This is a genomic window from Bacteroides caecigallinarum, assembly GCF_016901995.1.
In the GTDB taxonomy this organism is placed as follows: Bacteria; Bacteroidota; Bacteroidia; order Bacteroidales; family Bacteroidaceae; genus Phocaeicola; species Phocaeicola cellulolyticus.
The window spans coordinates 88,351-112,039 of sequence record NZ_JACJLE010000002.1; the positions used below are offsets into that span (position 1 = coordinate 88,351).

General features: G+C 39.5%; 19 protein-coding genes. 8 read left to right on the forward strand and 11 right to left on the reverse strand.

Annotated elements, in window-relative coordinates; translation table 11 throughout:
• The first annotated feature begins 156 nt into the window (after nt 1-156).
• The 4 genes from H6A61_RS01060 to rpsA all read left to right on the forward strand — a co-directional run bounded on the left by H6A61_RS01060 (nt 157) and on the right by rpsA (nt 5,092).
• Nucleotides 157-1,467, forward strand: coding sequence for a histidine-type phosphatase (locus H6A61_RS01060; protein ID WP_204390433.1), 1,311 nt, complete (start codon nt 157-159; stop codon nt 1,465-1,467).
• Nucleotides 1,468-1,551: 84 nt separating this feature from the next.
• A complete protein-coding gene (locus H6A61_RS01065; RefSeq protein WP_204390434.1) occupies nt 1,552-2,400 on the forward strand; it encodes an ATPase in 849 nt (282 codons plus the stop codon).
• A gap of 12 nt (nt 2,401-2,412) precedes the next feature.
• Nucleotides 2,413-3,114 (forward strand): SIMPL domain-containing protein, encoded by a 702-nt coding sequence (locus H6A61_RS01070; protein ID WP_204390435.1) that lies wholly within the window; start codon nt 2,413-2,415, stop codon nt 3,112-3,114.
• Between the two features lie 193 nt (nt 3,115-3,307).
• Nucleotides 3,308-5,092 carry a 30S ribosomal protein S1 gene (rpsA, locus tag H6A61_RS01075; protein WP_154042894.1) on the forward strand — a complete coding sequence of 595 codons (1,785 nt, stop codon included), beginning with the start codon at nt 3,308-3,310 and terminating at the stop codon, nt 5,090-5,092.
• A 61-nt stretch (nt 5,093-5,153) separates the two neighbouring features.
• On the opposite strand, the gene H6A61_RS01080 is transcribed toward rpsA, so the two are convergent.
• The gene (locus tag H6A61_RS01080) at nt 5,154-5,624 is read right to left on the reverse strand and encodes an Lrp/AsnC family transcriptional regulator (protein ID WP_154042895.1); all 471 of its coding nucleotides are present in this window, start codon (nt 5,622-5,624) and stop codon (nt 5,154-5,156) included.
• A 161-nt stretch (nt 5,625-5,785) separates the two neighbouring features.
• Here H6A61_RS01080 and H6A61_RS01085 point away from each other — a divergent pair, with 161 nt between their 5' ends.
• Nucleotides 5,786-7,075: an O-acetylhomoserine aminocarboxypropyltransferase/cysteine synthase family protein gene (locus H6A61_RS01085; RefSeq protein WP_204390436.1), complete on the forward strand. Its 1,290-nt coding sequence runs from the start codon at nt 5,786-5,788 to the stop codon at nt 7,073-7,075.
• Between the two features lie 81 nt (nt 7,076-7,156).
• Here the strand turns inward: H6A61_RS01085 and H6A61_RS01090 are convergent, their stop codons facing one another.
• The gene (locus H6A61_RS01090) at nt 7,157-8,659 is read right to left on the reverse strand and encodes a glycoside hydrolase family 10 protein (RefSeq protein WP_204390437.1); all 1,503 of its coding nucleotides are present in this window, start codon (nt 8,657-8,659) and stop codon (nt 7,157-7,159) included.
• A 215-nt stretch (nt 8,660-8,874) separates the two neighbouring features.
• Here H6A61_RS01090 and H6A61_RS01095 point away from each other — a divergent pair, with 215 nt between their 5' ends.
• Nucleotides 8,875-10,017 carry an iron-containing alcohol dehydrogenase gene (locus H6A61_RS01095; protein WP_204390458.1) on the forward strand — a complete coding sequence of 381 codons (1,143 nt, stop codon included), beginning with the start codon at nt 8,875-8,877 and terminating at the stop codon, nt 10,015-10,017.
• 94 nt (nt 10,018-10,111) lie between these two features.
• On the opposite strand, the gene tpx is transcribed toward H6A61_RS01095, so the two are convergent.
• The 9 genes from tpx to H6A61_RS01140 form a co-directional block, all read right to left on the reverse strand.
• Nucleotides 10,112-10,636 carry a thiol peroxidase gene (tpx, locus tag H6A61_RS01100; protein WP_239469049.1) on the reverse strand — a complete coding sequence of 175 codons (525 nt, stop codon included), beginning with the start codon at nt 10,634-10,636 and terminating at the stop codon, nt 10,112-10,114.
• Between the two features lie 193 nt (nt 10,637-10,829).
• Complete coding sequence (locus tag H6A61_RS01105; protein ID WP_154042899.1) at nt 10,830-11,378, reverse strand: PepSY-associated TM helix domain-containing protein; 549 nt, start codon at nt 11,376-11,378, stop codon at nt 10,830-10,832.
• Nucleotides 11,362-11,913 carry a hypothetical protein gene (locus H6A61_RS01110; protein WP_204390438.1) on the reverse strand — a complete coding sequence of 184 codons (552 nt, stop codon included), beginning with the start codon at nt 11,911-11,913 and terminating at the stop codon, nt 11,362-11,364. The genes H6A61_RS01105 and H6A61_RS01110 overlap by 17 nt, the downstream gene beginning before the upstream one ends.
• A 42-nt stretch (nt 11,914-11,955) precedes the next feature.
• Nucleotides 11,956-13,200 carry a DUF4857 domain-containing protein gene (locus H6A61_RS01115; protein WP_204390439.1) on the reverse strand — a complete coding sequence of 415 codons (1,245 nt, stop codon included), beginning with the start codon at nt 13,198-13,200 and terminating at the stop codon, nt 11,956-11,958.
• A gap of 38 nt (nt 13,201-13,238) precedes the next feature.
• Nucleotides 13,239-13,913: a hypothetical protein gene (locus tag H6A61_RS01120; RefSeq protein WP_204390440.1), complete on the reverse strand. Its 675-nt coding sequence runs from the start codon at nt 13,911-13,913 to the stop codon at nt 13,239-13,241.
• A 20-nt stretch (nt 13,914-13,933) separates the two neighbouring features.
• On the reverse strand, nt 13,934-14,815 hold the full coding sequence (locus H6A61_RS01125) for an ABC transporter ATP-binding protein (protein WP_204390441.1): 882 nt from the start codon (nt 14,813-14,815) through the stop codon (nt 13,934-13,936).
• Nucleotides 14,816-14,833: 18 nt separating this feature from the next.
• On the reverse strand, nt 14,834-16,447 hold the full coding sequence (locus tag H6A61_RS01130; RefSeq protein WP_204390442.1) for a DUF6850 family outer membrane beta-barrel protein: 1,614 nt from the start codon (nt 16,445-16,447) through the stop codon (nt 14,834-14,836).
• A 2-nt stretch (nt 16,448-16,449) separates the two neighbouring features.
• Nucleotides 16,450-17,754 carry a DUF4876 domain-containing protein gene (locus tag H6A61_RS01135; protein ID WP_204390443.1) on the reverse strand — a complete coding sequence of 435 codons (1,305 nt, stop codon included), beginning with the start codon at nt 17,752-17,754 and terminating at the stop codon, nt 16,450-16,452.
• 5 nt (nt 17,755-17,759) lie between these two features.
• The gene (locus tag H6A61_RS01140) at nt 17,760-20,693 is read right to left on the reverse strand and encodes a TonB-dependent receptor (RefSeq protein WP_204390444.1); all 2,934 of its coding nucleotides are present in this window, start codon (nt 20,691-20,693) and stop codon (nt 17,760-17,762) included.
• Nucleotides 20,694-20,924: 231 nt separating this feature from the next.
• Here H6A61_RS01140 and H6A61_RS01145 point away from each other — a divergent pair, with 231 nt between their 5' ends.
• Nucleotides 20,925-21,269 (forward strand): hypothetical protein, encoded by a 345-nt coding sequence (locus H6A61_RS01145; protein ID WP_204390445.1) that lies wholly within the window; start codon nt 20,925-20,927, stop codon nt 21,267-21,269.
• Nucleotides 21,270-21,355: 86 nt separating this feature from the next.
• Nucleotides 21,356-23,662, forward strand: coding sequence for a TonB-dependent receptor (locus tag H6A61_RS01150; protein ID WP_204390446.1), 2,307 nt, complete (start codon nt 21,356-21,358; stop codon nt 23,660-23,662).
• Nucleotides 23,663-23,689 lie beyond the last annotated feature (27 nt).

Below are 23,689 nucleotides of genomic sequence, written 5' to 3' on the forward strand. Positions count from 1 at the left end.
GGGTCTCTTTCTTTTTTTACTTAACCAGCAGAAACTGTTACAGAAACATTACATACCTGTTACATTTTACTTTGTCTGATTATATCATATAGCCTACTGCATACACCGATACATATCTATATGCTAATTTTGCGCCGTAATAAGATTGACATTTATATGAATAAGGTAAAAAGTTTGTTTTGCATCTGCATTGCAGCTGTGGGAATGCAGAGTATCGATGCACAGACACGTGCAGAACTGGAAATCAGAGAAAATCCCAAATTGGCAACGGGGAAGTATTTGGCATACGAGGCACCAACTACCCCATTGACACCGGCTCCGGAAGGATATGTGCCATGCTATATAAGTACATATGCCAGACATGGTTCACGCTATCTGACAGGGAAAGACAAGTACGAACCGGCTCTGACAATAATGGAGGAAGCAGAGAAAAACAACGGACTGACCGATGACGGAAAAAAGACACTGGAAATCCTGAGACAGCTTGCTGAAATAGCCGAAAACCGCTACGGAGAGCTTACTCCGAAAGGAGCACGACAACATCAGGGACTTGCAAAAAGAATGTTTGAAAATTATCCTGAAATATTTACAGACGGAGCACATATTGATGCCCGCTCTACATATAAGACACGTGCATTCCTTTCGATGGCAGCAGCCTGTGTAGAATTGAAAGGCCTGAACCCGAAACTGAATATCACAACAGATGCAAGCCAGCATGATGTGTATTTCATAAAATACAAGAATCCGATATATTCCGACAGCTGCCAGCACAATGCTGATTCGGTATTTGCAGAAGCAGAAAAGCGTTTCGTTCATCCGGAACGTATCATGAAAGTGCTTTTTAAACCGGAATATATTTCAAAAGTCAAGAATCCGGGAAAGCTGGAATGCGACCTTTTCGAATATCATGGTATAAGCCAGAGTTCGGACAATATGCCAGACCTTTCATTCCTTTTCAACGGAAAAGAGCTTTTCGACTTGTGGCAACTGAACAACTTCGAATGGTATTACGAACAGGGACCATCACCTCTGAGCGGTGGCAAGATGCCTAATCTGGCACGCAATCTGCTGAGAAACATAGTTGAGGCTGCCGACACAGCTCTTGTATCAAAAAAACCTTGCGCAACTCTCCGTTTCGGTCATGACACGAACCTTGCCCCATTGGTGGCTCTGATGAATATTGACGGGTTCAACCATTCTACAGCCGACTGGGACTCTATTCCTCAATATTACCAGACATACCGTATGATTCCGATGTGCGGAAACCTGCAACTCATATTCTTCCGCAAGAAGGACAGCAAGGATATCCTGGTCAAGCCACTGCTTAACGAACGGGAGGTACATCTGACAGGAATAAAAACAGACTGTTTTCCTTTCTATCACTGGGAAGACATCAGAAAGGCATGGATAGAACTTACAGACAAGATTTATCTTCCGGAATTGCCTGAAGATTATGAAACAGACTAGCATATCATATTTTTTACACAAAAAGCAAGTCTCTATTGGTTATTCATTAATAAAGAATTACATTTGTAATAAACGAATAAAGACATGATACTAATAGCAGACAGTGGAGCAACAAAAACGGATTGGCTAATCAGCGATGCAAATAAATCAGAGATACTCAAGACCGAAGGTATAAACCCTTTTCATCAGGACGAGGACTACATTCGCAGAATAATAGAAACTGATTTATTGCCACAAATAGAAAAAAACGACAGTATAGACAAAGCCAAAATCTCAGAAATATATTTTTACGGTGCAGGATGCCTGCCTGAACCAGCTGAAAAAATCATAAATATTTTACAGGATTTTTTCACCGGAACCAAAGTCCATGCATATACAGACCTGATGGGCGCTGCAAGGGCATTATGCGGGAAAAAGCCGGGAATAGCTTGTATTCTTGGTACCGGCTCAAATTCATGCATGTATGACGGGAAAGACATAATAAAGAATGTTTCCCCGTTGGGATATATACTGGGAGATGAAGGAAGCGGCGCATACCTTGGAAAAAGATTTATTGCCGACTGCCTTAAAGGACAACTACCGGAAAATATTAAAAATGACTTTTTGATCAATTGCGGTTTAACGGTAGAAGACATATTGCGGAAAGTTTACAGAGAGCCACAGGCAAATCGTTTCCTGGCATCCTTAACACCTTATATATATAATATAAGACACGAAGCACAGGTAAAAAATTTCCTATATGAATGTTTTACTGATTTCTTCGAAAGAAATGTAATGAAATACGACACGAGTCTGGAGATTTCGTTTACAGGTTCCGTTTCCTGGTATTTTCAGGAAGAAATAAAAGAAACAGCCAAACGGCTTAACCTGAAAACAGGTAAATTTATAAAAGAACCTATATGGGGACTGAAAGAATTTCACAATAACCAATAAATCAATAAAGTTATGAAGAATTTAAGATTTGAAGCCATTGTAATAGCAATAGGATTGCTTTTACTTGGAGTGTTCATCGAACGCGGAATCAGTAGTTTCGCCGACAAGGATCGCAGCGTAAACGTCAAAGGACTTGCAGAAATGGAAGTACCTGCCGACAAGGTTACATGGCCATTGGTTTACAAAAGTCTGGGAAATGATTTGAGTGGACTGTACGACCAGATTAACAAATCGAACAAGACCATTACACAATTCCTTATCAGCAAGGGTATAGAAGAGAAAGAAATCAGTGTTAATGCACCTGAAATAATAGATATGAAGGCTGAACGCTACAGCAATCAGGAAAGTACGTACAGATATAACGTCACATCTGTTATCACAGTCACATCAGACAAGGTAGATCTGATAAGAAAACTCATCAGCAGTCAGGGTGGACTCCTGAAACAAGGTGTGGCAATCACATCGGGTGACTACAGATACAACGTACAGTACGAATATACAGGTCTGAACAAAATCAAGCCGCAAATGATTGAGGAAGCTACAAAAAATGCACGACAGGCTGCAGAAAAATTCGCGGAAGATTCTGACAGCGAACTTGGCAAAATCAGAAAAGCCAACCAGGGACAGTTCAGTATCACAGACCGCGACGCCAATACACCGTACATAAAGAAAGTAAGAGTGGTAACTACCATAGATTATTCTCTTGAGGACTGAAACTTATTTATATAATATTGCAGGAGGCATGCTTACACATGTCTCCTCTTATTTTATATAATCTTCTATTTTTCAGCATAAAAGCGGACAAAAAGTTGCATATATGGATATAAGTTAATATCTTTGCGCCCGATTTAGATAAACAACATAAAGTCTAACACAATTAATTATTTAAAAACAATTTTTTATTTTAATGGAAAACTTAAAGAACATTGCTCCTATTGAAGATTTCAACTGGGATGCGTATGAAAGTGGTGACACACTAACAAATGTAAGCAAAGAAGAACTTGAAAAGGCTTACGACAGTACTCTTAACAAAGTAAATGACCGTGAGGTTGTTGATGGTACTGTAATCGCAATGAACAAACGCGAAGTTGTAGTTAACATTGGCTACAAATCAGACGGTATCATTCCATTGAGTGAATTCCGTTACAATCCAGACCTGAAAGTAGGTGATACTGTAGAAGTATATATCGAAAATCAGGAAGACAAAAAAGGTCAGTTGATCTTGTCTCACAAGAAAGCACGTGCTACTCGTTCTTGGGATCGTGTTAACGCTGCTCTTGAAAACGAAGAAATCATTAAGGGTTACGTTAAGTGCCGCACTAAGGGTGGTATGATCGTTGACGTATTCGGAATCGAAGCATTCTTGCCAGGTTCTCAGATTGACGTTAAGCCTATCCGCGACTATGACGTATTCGTAGGTAAGACTATGGAATTCAAAGTTGTTAAGATCAACCAGGAATTCAAGAACGTAGTTGTATCTCACAAAGCTCTTATCGAAGCTGAACTCGAACAGCAGAAGAAAGAAATCATCGGTAAACTTGAAAAAGGTCAGGTACTTGAAGGTACTGTTAAAAATATCACATCTTACGGTGTATTCATCGACTTGGGTGGCGTAGATGGTTTGATCCACATCACAGACTTGTCTTGGGGCCGCGTAAGCGATCCACGCGAAGTTGTTTCTTTGGATCAGAAGTTGAACGTTGTTATCCTTGACTTCGATGATGACAAGAAACGTATCGCTCTTGGTTTGAAACAGCTTACTCCACATCCATGGGATGCTCTTGATCCAAACTTGAAAGTTGGTGATCACGTTAAGGGTAAAGTAGTTGTTATGGCTGACTACGGAGCATTCATCGAAATCGCTCCAGGCGTAGAAGGTTTGATCCACGTTTCTGAAATGTCTTGGTCACAGCACTTGCGTTCAGCTCAGGACTTCATGAAAGTTGGTGACGAAGTAGAAGCTGTTATCTTGACTCTTGACCGCGAAGAACGTAAGATGTCACTTGGTATCAAGCAGTTGAAAGCTGATCCATGGGAAAACATCGAAGAAAAATATGCTGTAGGTACTAAGCACATCGCAAAAGTACGTAACTTCACTAACTTCGGTGTATTCGTAGAAATCGAAGAAGGTGTTGACGGATTGATCCACATCTCTGACCTTTCTTGGACTAAGAAAATCAAACACCCATCAGAATTCACTCAGATTGGTGCTGAAATCGAAGTTCAGGTATTGGAAATCGACAAAGAAAACCGCCGCTTGAGCCTTGGTCACAAGCAGTTGGAAGAAAACCCATGGGATGTATTTGAAACAGTATTTACTGTAGGTTCTATCCACGAAGGTACAATCATCGAACTTTTGGATAAAGGTGCAGTAGTTTCATTGCCTTACGGTGTTGAAGGCTTCGCTACTCCAAAACACCTTGTAAAAGAAGACGGTTCTCAGGCTCAGCTTGACGAAAAACTTCCATTCAAGGTTATCGAATTCAACAAGGAAGCTAAGCGTATCATCTTGTCACACAGCCGTGTATTCGAAGACGCTGCTAAGGCTGAAGAAAAGGCAGAAAAGAAAGCTGCAAAGAAATCATCTAAGAAAGAAGAAGCTCCAATGATCCAGAACCAGGCTGCTTCTACAACTCTTGGTGACATCGATGCTCTTGCTGCATTGAAAGAACAGTTGGAAGGTAAGAAATAATTTTTGCCTACTGCTATAAAATTTTTAAGGCTGAATCCTCAACAGGGTTCAGCCTTATTTTTTATATATGTATTCCATAATCGTGCTTTATCACATCCATCACAAATACGCTCTCCAATGATGCAAGGGTATCTATCCTGCCAAGTACATTCAGTATAAATCCCTGGTAATACTTCATATCCGGTGCATGTATCTTGAGAAGATAATCAAAACTGCCTGAAATATTATAACACTCTGTCACTTCCGGTATCCCGGCAATAACTTCCGAAAAGTTACGTGCAATGTCATAGTTTAAGTGCTGCATCTTTACCTTACAGAAAACCATAAAACCCTGATTAAGTTTCTCTGCATCAAGCACAGCAATATATTTCTTGATATACCCACCTGATTCAAGACGTTTCAGACGTTCAAAAACCGGAGTTGACGACAGGCTCACTTTAGCTGCAAGCTCTTTTGTTGTCAATCTGGCATTCTCCTGCAAGATACGAAGTATCTGCAAATCCACCTTATCTAATTTCTCTACACTGTTCATAGGGCAAATATTCTGTTTTATTCGATTTTCGATACTAAAATAAGAATAAAATCACATAAAGCATATACATAATAGTGATATTTTCTATATTTCACACAAATATTGGATAACATCACCACAAAACATAACTTTGCAGATGTAACAATAAAGCTATAGAGATTATGACAGATACACAGAAACTACATTTCGAGACATTACAGCTACACGTTGGACAGGAAAATGCAGACAAGGCAACAGGCGCAAGAGCTGTACCTATATATCAGACAACATCATACGTATTCAACAATTCTGCTCACGCCGAAGCTTTGTTCGGACTTCAGGAAAGCGGAGAAATATACGGACGACTGGGAAATCCCACACAGGGTATTTTCGAACAAAGAATAGCGGCCCTGGAAGGTGGAAAGACTGCTCTTGCAGTAGCGTCAGGAGCGGCGGCAATTACATATTCATTCCTGAATATCGCAAAACAGGGCGACCACATTGTAGCTGCAAAAACTATTTATGGAGGAAGCTACAACCTCCTGGCACACACTCTTCCTACATACGGCATCAGTACTAGCTTTGTAGATCCGGACAACATTGAGAATTTCGAACACGCCATACAGGAAAATACAAAAGCCGTATTCATTGAAACACTAGGCAATCCTAATTCAAATATAATAGATATACAGGCAGTTGCCGACATAGCCCACAAGCATAACATACCTCTGATAATAGACAATACGTTCGGAACACCATATCTTATCCGCCCAATAGAATATGGCGCAGATATAGTGGTACATTCTGCCACAAAATTCATCGGCGGACACGGAACTTCTCTTGGCGGAGTTATTGTAGATTCAGGAAAATTTGACTGGAAAGCTTCCGGGAAATTTCCGCAACTGACAGAGCCTGACGCATCATATCACGGAATAATATTTACCGATATCAATCCTAGCACTGCTTTTGTGACAAGAATAAGAACCACACTGCTCAGAGATACAGGAGCAGCTATAAGCCCGTTCAATGCCTTTATGCTTCTGCAAGGCCTTGAAACTCTGTCATTGAGAGTTGAACGCCACGTAGAGAACGCACTTAAAATAGTTTCCTACCTTGCTTCACATCCAAAAGTAAAGAAAGTGAATCACCCTTCGCTCACCTCCCATCCAAATCATGAGCTTTATAATAAGTACTTTTCCAAAGGTGGAGGCTCAATCTTCACTTTCGAAATTAAAGGAGGCAAGGAAGAAGCACACAAGTTTATCGACAGTCTGAAAATATTCTCGTTGCTTGCCAACGTAGCAGACGCCAAATCGCTGGTGATACATCCTGCAAGCACAACACATTCGCAGTTAACTGATAGCGAACTTATGGAACAGAACATACATCAGGGAACTATCAGACTATCCATAGGTCTGGAACACATTGATGATTTGAAAAATGATTTGGAACAGGCTTTAAATAGTATTTAGATAACCCCTCATAATATAATTATAGCGGCTCAAATCCGATAAAGAACTTGAGCCGCTACGATTATATTCAAAAAAATTAAATTACAATTTTACCTTCTCTGATTCTGGTTTTGATTCATTATTCAGTCTGTCAAGAGCTGTTACCACATATCGGTACTTGGTCTTTCCGTTCTCATAAGGCAATTTATAGAAAGTATCCCTCGTTATGGCAACAATCTTCGATGCATCTTCAAGATTTACCTTTTCCTTATTCTCAAATCTATATACTACATACTGAACAGCCTCATCCATAACATGCTTTGCTTTAGGAGCGGTCCAGAAAAGAATATATCCATATTCTGTCCATACATCTTTTAACTTCTTGACCTTTCCAGGAGCTTTGTCGTCGATAAACGGATACAATGGCTGCAAAGCTGGATACTTGTGATAATTCTTTGCCAATATAGCTCTATAATTACCAGGATTATCCATCACAGCAGCTGCATACCACTGACAACTACCCTGTATGGCTGGCAATGAACGCTGCAAATTATATTTAGCTTCCATCTGATGTACTGAAGGCTTCTTCAAATCCGGTTTCTTCACTGTTCTATACACATCCTGGCCTATATACAGAGGGCGTGCACTTGATTTCTCAGCCCACCACTTAACCAAAGTTTCATAATCGGCAGCTGGATGGCCTATCTCCCAATATACCTGCGGAATGTTATAGTCTATCCAACCTTTGTTCACCCACAACAGGACATCGGCATACAGATCATCGTAATTCTGCAGTCCGCGAGTTTCGCTACCTTCCGGCGATGTTCTCTTGTTACGATATATTCCGAAAGGAGAAATACCGAACTTTACCCACGGTTTGCACTCACGAATTGTCTCATGAAGTTCCTTGATAAGAACATTTACATTATCTCTTCTCCACTCGTTTCTGTCTGTAAATCCACGACCGTAAGCAGCAAAGCTTACATCATCAGGAAAATTCTCTCCCGGATTAGGATAAGGATAGAAATAATCATCCATATGAATGGCATCTACGTCATATCGGTTTACGATGTCGCGCACAATCTTGCATATATACTTTCTGTTGTCTGGAAATCCTGGATCGAAATAAAGCTGTCCAGCATACTTCACAAACAGTTCCGGATGTTTGTTGTAAGGATGCAGAGGAGACAATCTGGTTGTTCCCTTAGTACAGGCACGATAAGGATTAATCCATGCGTGCAATTCCATACCACGCTTGTGGCATTCATCAATCATAAACTGCAGCGGATCCCATGTCGGAGATGGCTGTAGTCCCTGAACACCTGTAAGGAAACGGCTCCAAGGTTCATACGACGATTTATATAATGCATCAGCCTCTGCCCTAACCTGAAAGATTATGGCATTAATACCTGCTCCCTGCAAATTATCCAGCTGTTTCAAAAGAGTCTGTTTCATTGTCTCTACAGGCATGCCCTGGAACTGTCCGTTTACACACTGTATCCATGCCCCGCGAAACTCACGTTTAGGAGATGCTGTCTGAGCACTGAAAGCGAAAGTATTCAGCAACAAGGCAGCAAGCACAATCAAAGTTTTTATTCTATTCATGATCAATATAGTTTTCGAGGGTACAAAGATAGTGCAAACCGAATGAAGTACAAAGTGAAAACAGTGTTTTCAACTTTTAATTCCGAGGTGCAGCCTATCTCATTAAAAGATAAACAAAAACGCACACATATATGTTAAAAATATAAAGTTTGAACTCTCAGTATAAATATGTACATTTGCATAAAGTTTTAAAACCATAAATACAGAATAATATGTTGAACAATTTTTGCTTTCAGAATCCTACAAAACTGATTATGGGCAAAGGTATGATTGCCCAGTTAAGTAAAGAAATACCTGCCGACAAGAAAATAATGATCACTTTCGGAGGTGGCAGCGTAAAGAGAAACGGAGTATATGAGCAGGTAAAGGAAGCCCTGAAAAATCATAACACAGTTGAATTCTGGGGTATAGAACCAAACCCGGCCATAGAAACACTGCGCGAGGCTATCGCACTGGGAAAAGCAGAAAAAGTAGATTTCCTTCTGGCTGTTGGTGGCGGCTCTGTAATCGACGGAACAAAACTCATCTCAGCAGGTCTGCTTTATGATGGCGACGCATGGGACTTGGTAAAAAAAGGAAAAGCCGACACGACAGTTCCTCTGGGAACAGTTCTTACTATACCTGCCACAGGTTCGGAAATGAACGACGGTGCCGTTATTTCATGCAAGGAAACTAAAGAAAAGTATGCTTTCTTCTCAAACTTCCCCAAGTTTTCAATCCTTGATCCTGAAGTAACTTTCTCATTGCCAGACTATCAGATAGCATGCGGTATTGCAGATACATTCGTACACGTTATGGAACAGTATCTCACTAAAGCCGGAGAATCAAGATTAATGGACCGCTGGGCTGAAAGCATCCTTCAGACACTGGTCGAGATTGCTCCGAAAATCAAGGAAAACAAGCAGGACTACCAGAATATGGCAGACTTCATGATGTGTGCTACAATGGCTCTTAACGGATTTATTGCTTTGGGAGTTTCACAGGACTGGGCTACACACATGATTGGTCATGAAGTGACAGCTCTCACAGGACTCACTCACGGACATACACTCGCGATAATCCTTCCTGGTACAATGGACGTACTCCGCCAGCAGAAGAGTGAGAAAATCATGCAGGTAGGCGCAAGAGTGTTCGGAGTAAGTTCAGGAACACACGATTTCCGTATAAACGAAACTATACGCAAGACTCGTGAATTCTTCAATTCTCTTGGTCTCACAACATCTCTCTCAGAAAACAATATTGGCAGAGAAGTGATAGACGAAATAGAACGTCGTTTCAATGAAAGAGACGTACATTTTGGTGAGGACGGACTGGTAACCGGTACAGTTGCAAAAGAAATCCTCAACAAGGTATATTAATTCTATTTTTCAAGATAAATAGAAAAGTAAAGAATCCTCTTATCAGAACTATTTGCCATGATAAGAGGATTTTTTCTGTCAGATATAAAAAATTTTATTTCAACCGTTCGAGAGCTTTCTGATAATCAGGTTCCTCCGAAACATTCTTCACAAGCTGGCGGTAAATAATCTTTCCTGTTTCATCAATAACTATTACAGCTCTTGTAGTCAACCCTCTCATAGGACCTTCAGTTATAACCAAACCATAATTCTTTTCAAAATCCTCACTACGGAAAACCGATAGCGGTATTACCCTGTCCAATCCTTCCGTAGAGCAAAATCTTGATTGAGCAAAAGGCAAATCCTTCGAAACGCAAAGCACCACGGTATTTTCAAGAGAAGCCGCATCAGCATTAAAATGTCTTACAGAAAGGGCACATGTCGGTGTATCCAGACTCGGAAAAATATTCAACACCACCTTCTTCCCTTTGAACGATGAAAGGGAAACCTCGTTCATACCCTTGTCTGTTGCAGAAAAGTCCGGAGCCATCACTCCTACTTCCGGCATATAACCGTTTGTGGATACCTCTACTCCGCGGGTGATAACTCTTTCCTGGGCAAATGTAGAATTATATGACATTATGCCAAATAAGAACAGAGATAAAAGACTGATTTTCTTCATAACTTAAATTATATTGGTTCGCTTGCAAATATAATTTTTATTTTGTAATGATTACAAATCGAAATATTACCTTTCAGTATTATTTGAGCTTTTTAGCTTTTATATCAAAAAAAGACTGCCCCAATATAAAGTTTGAGACAGTCAAAAAGAGTTATGAAAGAATCATATATATTATCGGAATCAATATTCCAATCAGCAAATACCATTTACCTCTTCCCGCAATACCATTCTTTCCTTTAATCATAAATAGTCCGGAAATGGCAAAGAAAACGAGTGAGAAAGCAAAGAAATCACCCATAAAACTCCATCCGTTTATGCGGTTATAATGAAGCCTGTTAAACCAGTATATCACAGGACGTTTTTCATGAGTTTCGTATTCAGTAACACCGGTTAGAGAGTTGTATATTCCAACTCCCCCTTCCAACATAATTCTGAAGTGTTCATCGTCAATTTTAAGAACCTTCTTGAGATGTGGCAGTTCAGAATCTGCGTTCCATTCAGCAGTTATCTCATCTGCATCCATCCCCTTCTTCAGCTCCACCTTTGTTTCTGTGGTTTTGAAAGCTGGGTCTTTTCCGTCCATGTGGTTAAGAAGGAACCCTGACACTCCATAAACCAGACACAGTCCCACCATCAGAAATCCCAGGTCACGATGGATAACCCTCAACCAATATGAAAGGCTTTTATTCAACAACTTCATAGTCAGTTCCTTCTACGAAATATATTGAATAATAGTCTTTGTTGTTTTCCTTCATCCACTTACGCATATTTTCTATATTGCTCAATTCAGCATCGCAAGTTTCACCATTGCCTTCTTTTCCCTGCTTTTCCTTCAGTTCTTCTTCTGCCTGGTCAATATATTCCTTCGTAAGTTTGTTTTCTTTCAGAATTCCCTTGATAACAAGCTCTGAACCGATAAGTTCACGATTGAAGCCACCGATGTTTCCTCTTGCCTCTACACGGATAGATGTTTTCTGGTCATTACCCATAACAAAACATCTGCGTCCAGAATGCTTGCACGTATGAGTCACGAAACCTTTAAGGGTAATTTCCTTGCCTACTTCCTGTTCTGCATTCTTCAGGATTTCCTCTACATACAAAGCTTTTGAAACGTCTATCTTCTGGGCAGCCAGCTCTGTGGTAGAAGATTCATCCGACTGCTTTTTGCTGTTTCCACATGATGTAAACGCCACACTTACAGCTAAAGCTGCAATAAAAAAGTAAAGTTTTTTCATTTTAAAAAGTTATGATTAAGTTTATAATTATTTTTTTAAGGTTTACTCAAATCTGTTTTTAGGCAATAATATAAATGCAATAACACCAGTAATACCCGTCAGAGCAACTACTGCAGATACTATAAGATTCTTTTGCAAAGCTAATCTTTTTCTCATAAACACAAAAACCAACAGTGCCAATATAACTGACAGTATCCATGCCGATGCCGAGAAATGAAGAACATAACAATTAATATAGCCATTATCCGGCGAAGATGGCGATAAAATTACAGGGAAAACAATATCTGCGACTCTGTCCCAAGTTCCAATTTCTTTCTCCTGATGATAAGTTGTCAATGACTCCAAAGTAGATGTTTTAAGTCCATAGCAGTCCATCGACTCAGAGTTATATATTCTTACCGTCCAGTAAAGTAAATTACCCATAATTGTTATGTCATCCTTTGTAATATCAACAGGGCGTACATCCATCTTGACAAATCTGTAACCACCGTCTTCATTGCTTTCAACTATTCCCAACTCTCCATTCTTTCCGAAAAGGTAACCATAAAATCTTTTATCGCTTACCTCGCGCATGACAAACCATTTTACATCTACCTGCTTGCTAACTCCTGTGTTCTTCACAAAAGGACGTCCGTTAACCATTTTTACGTGAAATAACTCGCCTTTATTGTCCAGGCAGAAATAACCTTCCTCATAAGCTTTACGCACAGTAGGATTACCCCAAAAAGCCTTTGCCGGGAATTCGAATCCTTTTTTCAGAAGCTCATCAGTAAACATCTTACTTTTTGCGTCATTTACAGAGTTCGTTTCAGCATTTACGAAAACCATTTCATTATCGTTCATTCTGAAATAATCACCCGGCAATGACAGACTTCCCCTTTTCGGCATAGCCTCAAGCAATACTCCCATCTTTGGTTGAGGAGAATATACATCCGACGGTCTGAAACGATAAACCACCTGTTTCGAACGAAGAACTTTTACATCCATTGCATAACCTTCAAGTGAGTCAGGCAAGTTTCCATTCATAGCCAGCTGCCTGTAGTTCATCAGCGGCAAGAGAGAATCGTATTGCGAGCGTGGATATACATTTCCTTTCACATCGCGGAAAGCATCATTCATCTCACGAAAATCTATTATACAAAGTTCTTTCAAACGTGAACTGTAGTACATCAGAGGATATCCATTTGACTCATACACTATTTTCTTTACCAGAGCCGGTATTGACCACGAAGTTATTACTGTAGTCAGAACAAGGATTGCCACATATATAATATTCTTAAATCTCATATCAAAAAACTGTTTTTATTGTTAACGATTAAATCATATCACTGAATTCCCTGTTTAAATCTGACACACGAATAGAAAGGAAAAACAAACGACGAAACAAGCACGAGAATCATGCCCCATCCAAAGTAGGAATAGGTCTCAGGATAAACAGAAACAAACAGTACAGACAACAGTCCTACTGAAATCAGCATGTTGAATATTCTCTGCTTCCAGCTTGGTTCTACACATATCCATGACGTAAATCCATATCCGGCAAGTCCGGCAGTAATCCAAGGCAGAAACTGCGATACCATCATATGCACTACTTCAGAAGGCATAACCATACCTATAATAACAGACATGAATACAATGCAAGCTAAATACAATGCAAATAACACTCCATAACCATACAGCAGCATTGCAGACACCAGTCTTGTTTCGCTGGCAGGAAGATGTAATGTCAGTTTGAATCTCTTGTTCATCATTTCAGGAACAAACTGTACTATAGCCATCGAAATACCCGACAATGGTATCAGATACATCATAAGATTTGATACCGATACTCCCTGAAAAATAAATCCATACCAAATATTTACCGCCTCTTCTATTCTTATGGCGTACGTAATGTCAATATAAGAATATACTGCTACAGCAGCCAGCAGGACAAAAACCACTAGAATAAACTTTCTTGTCTTCATCCATTCTTTATACGATAGAGCCTTAAACAAATTCATATTTTATCACTTTATTATTATCAATATTTTCCTGTCAGACCAATAAATGCATCCTCAAGTGAGAGATGCTCCTCTGTAATCTCCTTTACTCCCATTACAGAGAGCTTTGCCAGTACCTCTTCTTTATTCAGGAAAGAATAAACTTCCCATTTATCACCAAGCACTGACGGATTCCAGAAGTCATTGTCGGTCGATAGCCTGAAATCCTGTCCCGGTGTGACAAATCTGTATCGCCTGAAGTTGTTCATTATCTCCTTGACCGGTCGGTGAAGAAGCAGACGGCCATAATCCATAATCATACAGTCATCTATGAGCATTTCCATATCCTGAATGATATGCGAAGTCAGGAACACAGTCTTGTTTTCTGCCGAAGCATATTCCTTTAAATATTCTACAAAGAGACGACGATAACCCGGATCAAGTCCCATAGAAAAGTCATCCAGAATCAGCAAATCAGGATCCTGTGCAAACAAAAGTCCCAAGGCTACCTGTGAGCGCTGTCCGCACGACATAGTAGAGATTTTCTGTGTGGGAAGGACCTGCAGTTTTTTAAGAAGTTCATAATATGCTTCCTTCTTCCACTTTGGGAAAAATGCCGAATAAAATTTCTCTATCTGCTGCACATTGAAATATGTATGCTGTACATGTCCTTCAAGCAACAACCCTACCCTTGATTTCGTGGCTGGACTTATGTTATTCATATCCTCACCAAACAGACGGCATACACCGGAGCGGGGTTTCAAGTATCCATTCAGAATGTTTATAATGGTTGTCTTCCCCGTTCCATTCTTACCTAACAGACCTAACACCTTACCTTTTTCTACGTCAAAACTAAGGTCGGCATAAATCAGTCTGTCTCCATAATAATGCGTTATTTTATCGCATTCTATAATCTTCTCCATATATATTATTTTTAAACATTAGAATTTAACTCCAGCCGAAAGGCCGCATACAAAGTGTTTCTTGCCTTTCATATTGGTATTCAAGGCTGTCAGAAACGAAAAATCTACACTCGAATACAGTGACAGTTTTTCCGAAATTCCTCTTTCATATCCCAAAGAGACGCATGATTTCACCTGACTTGCTATGTTATAATCATATTCCTGAACAAGCAGATTATCAAGGGAGACAGGAACTTTCTGGTTTTCTGAAACAACAGTGTATGTTCCGTCTTCGTTCATGTTTCCCCATCCTGTTGAATATCCGCCTTTTATCAACATGGTGTAAATATTTTTCTTCTTAAACCAGTTCTTTCTCGCAAACAAACCAGCATGGACCGTATTGATATCCTGCTTTCTGTAGAACGGATACTGCGAAGCTTTTACAAGACGTGAATAATATCCAGCATCTATACCTGCCGACCACTCGGAACGCCGTATTCCTTTTCCTGAAAGAATTGAATATGTGATATCAACCACTTTCCATTCCTTCTCGCCTACTTTATTGCTACCATAATAGACTATTTGTGATACTCCATTTGCATCAGTGCTTTCCTTATATGAGTTCTCATTATTCTCGAGCGATTTGCTGAATACATTCAGTTCCAACACATGAGATATACGAGACTTTTCTATTATAAGTTTCGAATTGTACTCCAGTAATGCAGAATTATGATTACTGTAAGTAATTGAAGTAGAGGAACCTGTTCCGAACTGTCCATTATCCTTATAATAACCAAATTCATTAAACCACTTCATACCGGTTGTTTCCCATAATAGTTGCAAAGCACCACCATTAGTCTGCGTAAACAAAGGAAGAGCATTAGAGGTATATCCACTCTCGCCAAATAATTCGCTACGCCCATAAAAGCTACCGAAACTTATCAGCGAAGTATATTGCCTGTCCGTATTACCATAAATATTAAATGATACCCTCTGAATGTTTCTTCTATAAACATAGGCAGAACCTAAAGTTACGTTATCGGTAATTTTATACTTGCCTCCAAAAGACAGATTCAAATCCATCATAGAATTCTGATGCCTCAAATCCTTGAACTTGGCATAGTTCTCAACGGCATATTCCAATGAAGCTCCCAACGAGATTCTTGGGTTCAGCGAGTACCCTGCTTTTCCGCTCAATGAATACCATTCTCTGCGTTTGACTCCAGCATTGGATCTGTCCACCTCTACAATATCGAAAGGAGTATATTCAGGATTAATGAATACAGAACCTGACATGTTGTTTCCTTTATCCATACCATATGATATTGCGCCAGACAATATCAGACGTTCATTGAAACGATAATACGACTCTGTTCTGATTTCAAAATCCCTGCTATCGTCAGACTGATAACAATTAACCATATCACCTTTACGGATATGACCATTCATCTCAAGATAAGATAAGTTTGAACATTTCATTTCCGTTAGGAAAGAAACATTCTCACTCTGTGATGCATAAAATTTCAAAATAGTCTCATCATAATCCATATCAGCAACAGCATGATTATTATCTGCACGAACAGGTATAGCAACGAGAAGAATTATTCCCGTTGCCATTGCCATTCTAAGGTTTCTGGTATTCCTTAAATACATAATCAATTCCTTAATGAAGCTTTACTTCTCAGATGGAAATCTACCGTAGAATTATTTGTATCCTTATAGATTATTCTTGCACCATTCTTTATTGAAGCCTCAGCATCAATTCCACTTGGGTCGGTAGAACCTTCTACTCCTAGTGAATAATTATATACAAGTTTACCTTCATTTTCCTTGATAGCCTCAGTAGCTTCCTTATCTACATTTCTGTAAAGAGTATAGCCCATCTTGGCAGTCATTTCCACATAACCTGCATCAATTGTAGGCAGAAGTCTTTTCTGATTGTTAGACTGTCCTTTTGCAAACACTTCTATACCATCTACAACCCACTCTACAGGAACTTTTCTACGGACCTGATTAGAACCGTACATGTTTTCATTTTCAGGATTGTCAACAAAATCCTTTAGAGTTGTTCCCTGAGGACGTACTATATAGAATGCCGGACTGGAATTGCTTAAAGGCCACGCCTTACCCAATCCGTAACTATAAACTTTCAGATAGTGTTCTGTAGGGATTAATTCAGAAGGAGTTGGATAGTAAGAAGTCTGATTATAATCCTCTATATCATAACAGCAATAATACTCACTGTTAGCATAGTTTATTGACTGCGAATATGTCTTTGTATTATCAACAGCTCCACAAATTGCTATAACAATCTGTTTTCCAGGCTCCAGTTTTACGTTGTTTTCAAAATACCACAAACCATTTCCGGCAGGTATCCATCCTTGCGATGCATAAAACAACTCTCCATCAACATAGTCATTATTTGTACTCTGCGAATTATAAGGATTTACCATTGCAAGAGCAAAATCACTTATATCTAAAGTTGCAGACGAATTGTTATAGAGTATCACATACTGGTCTCTTGCAAAATACCCAGAACCGTCGTCTTTTGGACATCCGCCTACGTATAGTTCTTTAATAACCACCGAACCGCCTTTTGACAAATCCAGATTTATTACAGCTTCTACATTTTCTGCACTGGCATTTACGTTGCTGTTTACTCCATTAAAAAGATAAACCTCCGCATCGACCACTCTTTGTTCCGAAGCAGAAGCCTCATATATACCCTTAGGCACTTCAAACAGAGCAGCACCTTCCGCACTGCTCTTTTCAGTAAACACAGCTCCGGTAGAAGTATTCTTCAACGATACTTCCACACCTTCTGATGTGTTATAGCCCTCGGGATATACCAACTGAATTTTTACTTTACTTAATTCATATTGCGGATTATCTTTCTCCGTACATGAATAAACGAATAAGCTAAGCATCAAAATGCTTAAAGCGAAAAAAAATTTTCTCATAACAGTTATAATTTTAGTTTAAATGAAATTCCGTAATTAAAAGGAGTAATCAGGCTTGAATCAAACAATGATGTTTCGTTTCCTGTCTGTTCATTTTTTATCTTCTGCATATTGTAGAAGAAGTTATTTGCGAAAAAAGAGACAGTAAGATACTTGCCTATTTCTTTTGACACATTGAGATTGGCTGAGAAATAAGGTGAATAACTCTGTTTCTTGAAGATATATCCATAACTGCTCTTTACAGCAAGTTTAGTCAACTCATTATATAAGTCCTTATCATTATCGTATGCCCACAACAGCTTATCCATAAATGGAACTTTGGTATCCATATCATCGCGGGATACATAATACAATGGATAAGTCACTACATAATTTTCTCCATCATAAATATCTTTATCCGTAGCGGACGGCAAATAATCACCTCTGCCGTCAATTACATAACTTCTTGTTCCTCCACTGTACTCACTCAAATTCTGACGTGTATTCATAAATGTTCCTTCAAAACGCAATGAGAAGATCATTCTCAGTTTAGGTATATGAGTGATAAAAGTCAGATTTGTATTTAAGCGTTTACTTTCGAAACCATTATAATTACCTGTTCCGCCAACATAATATCCTATATATTTATATGGTTGCCCGTCTGAACTTGTCAGGTTAACCCTGGATGGCACAATAACTTCATCAATACCTCTATATCTGTAATACTTTCCATCTATTCGTACTGAAGTGTTTATTGATCTGATCTTATCAAAATCCAATACCCACTCCAGTCCCATTCTCGAAGACGAAGAACCATTTATACTCATGCTTGCCGACTGAAAATCATTTACAACTTTGTAATCCAGTTCCTGCGAAGGAAAAGTTCCTGTTTTATCGGATACGGTAACGATACCGGTATTACGGTCAATACTGTAAATTCTGTCTGAAGAAGGAATCAGACAAGACTCCAAAGCACTCTGGTCAGTAAGTTTATAATCAAAAGGTGAATAAAACCTCGTGCTGGTATATGGACTCATCATACTGTTATAATAAAAGGATAATGACATTCTTACCCATTTAAAATTAACGTCTGCACCCACTTCACGCATTATGCTATATTGCCACTTCAGTGATGAGTTATATATAGGAGTAACCGGATGAGTGTGGTATGCATAATATGTAGTTCCGTCAGCCATTGTTCCTGGAGCAAAAGCCAGTCTGTCAACGTATGTTTCCCTAGGATAAAGTATCTCAAATGAAGGAAGTTTTACAGCTTTCCCCCATCCCATTCTGACAGTTGCTCCTCTGAAGAATCCTTTATCAGAATTACCAAACGAATATTTCGCACTGATTCTTGGGGACAGACTTGAAACTGTTCCATAATCAGAACCGGATATTACAGTCATGTCATTTCTCAAACCAGCTTTCAGATTCAGACTGGAATTTTTGAATGCTACATTCAAATCCTCTTCTATATATGAGGCCCAGTTATTTATATACGGCAGATTATCGTATCTGTATTCTCTCCAGGTCGGTGCAACGGACATATCTGTATAATATTCTCCTCTTCCCAGATTTCCGTCTGACTTAATATCGGAGCCCAAAAGTAAATTACTCGTTATATTTCCAATCTTATGTGTCCACTTGGCTTTAACATAAGCAGAATAATTTATCGGACGGTTGTCATTATATGTAGTGACATACCAGTATCCGGTAGGCAACAGAATTATTGGCGACGAAGGATTGTCTTCATATCTGGAAGCTACGAAATACCCTTCTTCTGTGGTATGCAAAGCAGGCATGGCCGATGATGCAGATTGGTTTGTCTTCACTTCCGACATCTTATCAGAATAAGAGAAAGTCATTCCCCATCTCAGATTTGAAAGCCAATTAGAGTTTATCATATAATTGAAAGCGACGCTGCTCCACAAGGCATTATCTTTTTCCTTGGTATAAGTCTCCTTGAAAGCATCCGGATCTGATTCTGAATTCAGTCCTCCCACATTACCATTCAGGCTGAAATCCATGGAAAGATTCCGTCCTGACGAATAATTTACTGCATTGGAATACTTGAAGCCAAAGGCATTCCTCATATATGAAGTATATGGAGATGCAATATCAGAGACAGAACGTACACGCTCATATGACAGATTGACTATCCCTCTTTTTCCTCCCAGGTCGATACCCTTACTCAATGAATATGACTGCGTGTTGGGACGTACTGATATGTTTGCAAAAAGAGGACTTTTACCTTTTCGTGTTATTATTCTGACAACACCATTTGTCAAGTCACCATATTCCACAGAAGGAACACCTGTAATAACGTCTATTCTTTCTACGTTATTATTACCCACATTCCTTAAATCAGTTCCACCTGTAGATTGAGCAGTAGCATTACCGGAAAGTCTTACTCCATCCATCTCAACTACAGTTCCAAAATCAGGATTACCCATCTCCGTAGTTTCACCTCTCAAAGTAACAACCTGTTCTGATGATGTCAAGGTTTTATATTTGTTTGTCTGTTCACCTGGTAACAGGCTTAAGGCATCCGTTACACTTACACTCTGTAAATGGTCTAATGCTGTCCTGTTCAGGGTATAAGTCGTGGCTGCATCATTTGCTTTTCTCTCAGCCGTAACAGTCACCTCGTCCAAAGCCAAAGATGTTTCAGAAAGATAAAATACTACATCAGCATTCTTCATGAGATATATTTTCTCCTTTTTCTCTGTGTAGCCCAAACATCTAATGATAATTTCATAATTACCCTCAGAAAGACTATTTACCAGAAAACTTCCATTTACATCTGTCACGGTACCAATACCCGTACCCTCAACCCATACAGTAGCAAACTCTATTGGCTTTTTAGATTTTACATCAAGTATTTTCCCTGAGATATTATATGAAAATCCGGTTATAGGAGTAATTAAGAATATTAATATTAACAACAAATTAGGTCTCATAAAATGCCTTTAATTTTCAATCGCAAAATTATCGCGATAGCAAAAGGATGACAATACCTAAAAGTAGGTATAAATACACACCGAACTTCCTACTTTTTAATCATTAATAGGTATTTATCGTTACAATTCCATTAAATCTACATCAACACCATTAACAGACATTTGACAATAACCCTGAGTTATTGTATCTTTGCAAACACATAGGGACTAGTACATACACAAAGGCTATACATGCTTAAGGAAAAAAGGCATTTAAAGTTCATGCGCTTTTTCCTTCCGATATTATTTATATTCTATTTCGGGGGAATAACACTGTTTACACATACCCATGTAGTAAACGGAGTTATCATTGTACATTCCCATCCATACAAAAGTGAACATACTCATACGGCACAACAGGCCGAAACAATCTTTTTCCTATCTTCATTTTATACATACGGTGATATTCCACAGCCGTTGACTCCGGTATTGTGGCTCACGCTACTTGCTGTTCTGATAACACCTGCTGTCTGCAACAAGCCTCACTGTGCTACATACGGAGTTGTCTCTCTGCGTGCCCCTCCGACATTAGACTGATATAATCAATTCTTTATTTATACTGTATGCTTTCGTTATGAAAGTGTACACATATATCATGTCTAAAAATTAAAACGCAAAATCAAATGAAAACAATATATACCATTATATTGGGAACAATACTAACATTGCTCCCCTACCAGCTATATGCATACAAACTTAATGAATCGGACGCTAACATGATTGGGCACGTGACAGACAAACATTCACACGAGCATCTTCCTTTTATTACAATAAGCCTGAAAGGTACTACTATCGGTACAACCACCGATGAAACCGGTCATTACTTTCTGAAAAACCTTCCTGAAGGGACATTCACAGTGGAGGTTTCATCAGTAGGCTACAAAACTGTACGCAAAGAAATAAACTTCAAGAAAGGTAAAACCATCGAAATGAATTTCGAAATAGAGGAAGACCTCATTTCATTGGAAGGTGTTGTGGTGTCTGCAAACAGAAACGAAACTACCCGCCGTATGGCACCTACACTGGTAAATGTAGTTTCTATGAAGACATTTGAGAATACAAACTCTTCATGTCTGGCTCAGGGTTTGAACTTCCAGCCTGGTGTGAGAGTGGAAAACAACTGCCAGAACTGCGGATACCAGCAAGTCAGGATAAACGGCCTGGATGGTCCTTATACACAAATCCTTATTGACTCCCGTCCTATCTTCAGCGCCCTTTCCGGAGTTTACGGTCTTGAACAGATTCCAGCAAATATGATAGACCAGGTGGAAGTAATGCGTGGTGGCGGTTCTGCTCTGTTCGGCTCGTCAGCCATTGCAGGCACCATAAACATCATAACAAAAGAACCGATAAGAAACTCGGCACAGATATCACACACTATTACCGGTATCGGTGATGGCAGCGTATTCGAAAATAATACAACAATGAATGCTTCACTGGTCACAGAAGATCAGAAAATGGGAATCGCTGTTTTCGGACAAAACAGAGAAAGAAACGGTTATGATAACGACGGCGACGGTTTCACAGAACTTCCTAAACTCAAGAATCAGACTGTAGGTATGCGTTCGTATATCAAGACAAGTACTTACTCCAAACTTACAATGGAATATCATCATCTGCAGGAATTCAGACGCGGAGGTGACATGCTCGACAGGCCTGCCCACGAAGCAAACATAGCCGAACAGCTCACTCACAGCATAAACACCGGAGGATTGAAATTCGATTACTTCTCACCAAACGAGAAACATCGCGTGAGCATCTATACATCAGCCCAGCATATTAACCGCGACAGCTACTATGGTGGCGGGCAAGGCAGTGAGGCTGCACTCAAGGCGTATGGAGGGACTACCGACCTCACATGGATAGCAGGAACGCAATACAACTATCACTGGGACAAATGTCTGTTCATGCCTGCCGACCTTACAGCCGGTACAGAATATAATTACGACAATCTGAAAGACAACCAGTGGGGTTATAACAGATACGTAGCACAGAAAGTAAGAATTATGAGTGCTTTTGCACAGAACGAATGGAAAAACGAAATATGGAGTTTCCTTATCGGTGGGCGTCTGGACAAACACAGCATGCTGAGCAAACCTATATTCAGCCCACGAGCAAACCTTCGTTTCAACCCTACTGAGAATATCAATCTGCGTGCAAGCTATTCATTCGGTTTCCGTGCTCCACAGGCATTCGATGAAGACCTTCATATAGAGAATGTGGGAGGTACAGTTTCGATGATTCGTCTGGCAGAAGATTTGAAAGAAGAAAAATCACAAAGCACAAGCATCTCTGCCGATATGTATCACAACTGGGGCGACTGGCAGGGAAATCTCCTAATAGAAGGATTCTACACAAACATCTCAGATGTATTTGCACTGACAGAAATCGGTATTGAAAACGGTATCCTTATCATGGAACGCGGAAACGAAAAAGGTTCTGTTGTTTATGGAGGAACACTGGAGGGCAAACTTGCATGGCGCAATATCTGGCAATTGCAAGCAGGATTAACACTCCAAAAAGCTGAATATAAGGAAGCAAGATCATGGGGTGAAGATGTAGCAGAAGAAAAAAGAATGTTCCGTACACCAAACACATACGGATACTTTACAATGACATACGCTCCGGTGAAACAGTTTAATGTAGCGTTATCAGGTACATATACAGGAAGTATGCTGGTGGAACATCACAAAGGATATATCGAAGAAAACAGAACAGAAAAGACAAGAAGCTTTATGGATATAGGATTAAAAGTCTCTTATGACTTCAGTCTGTATAAGAGTACAACTCTTCAGCTAAATGCAGGGGTACAGAATATATTCAATGCCTATCAGAAAGACTTCGACAAAGGTGCAAACAGAGACTCAGGGTATATCTATGGCCCTGGAATGCCACGTTCTATATTTGCAGGCATAAAGATAAGCTACTGATAAATAAGTACACATAAAAAAAGCCTG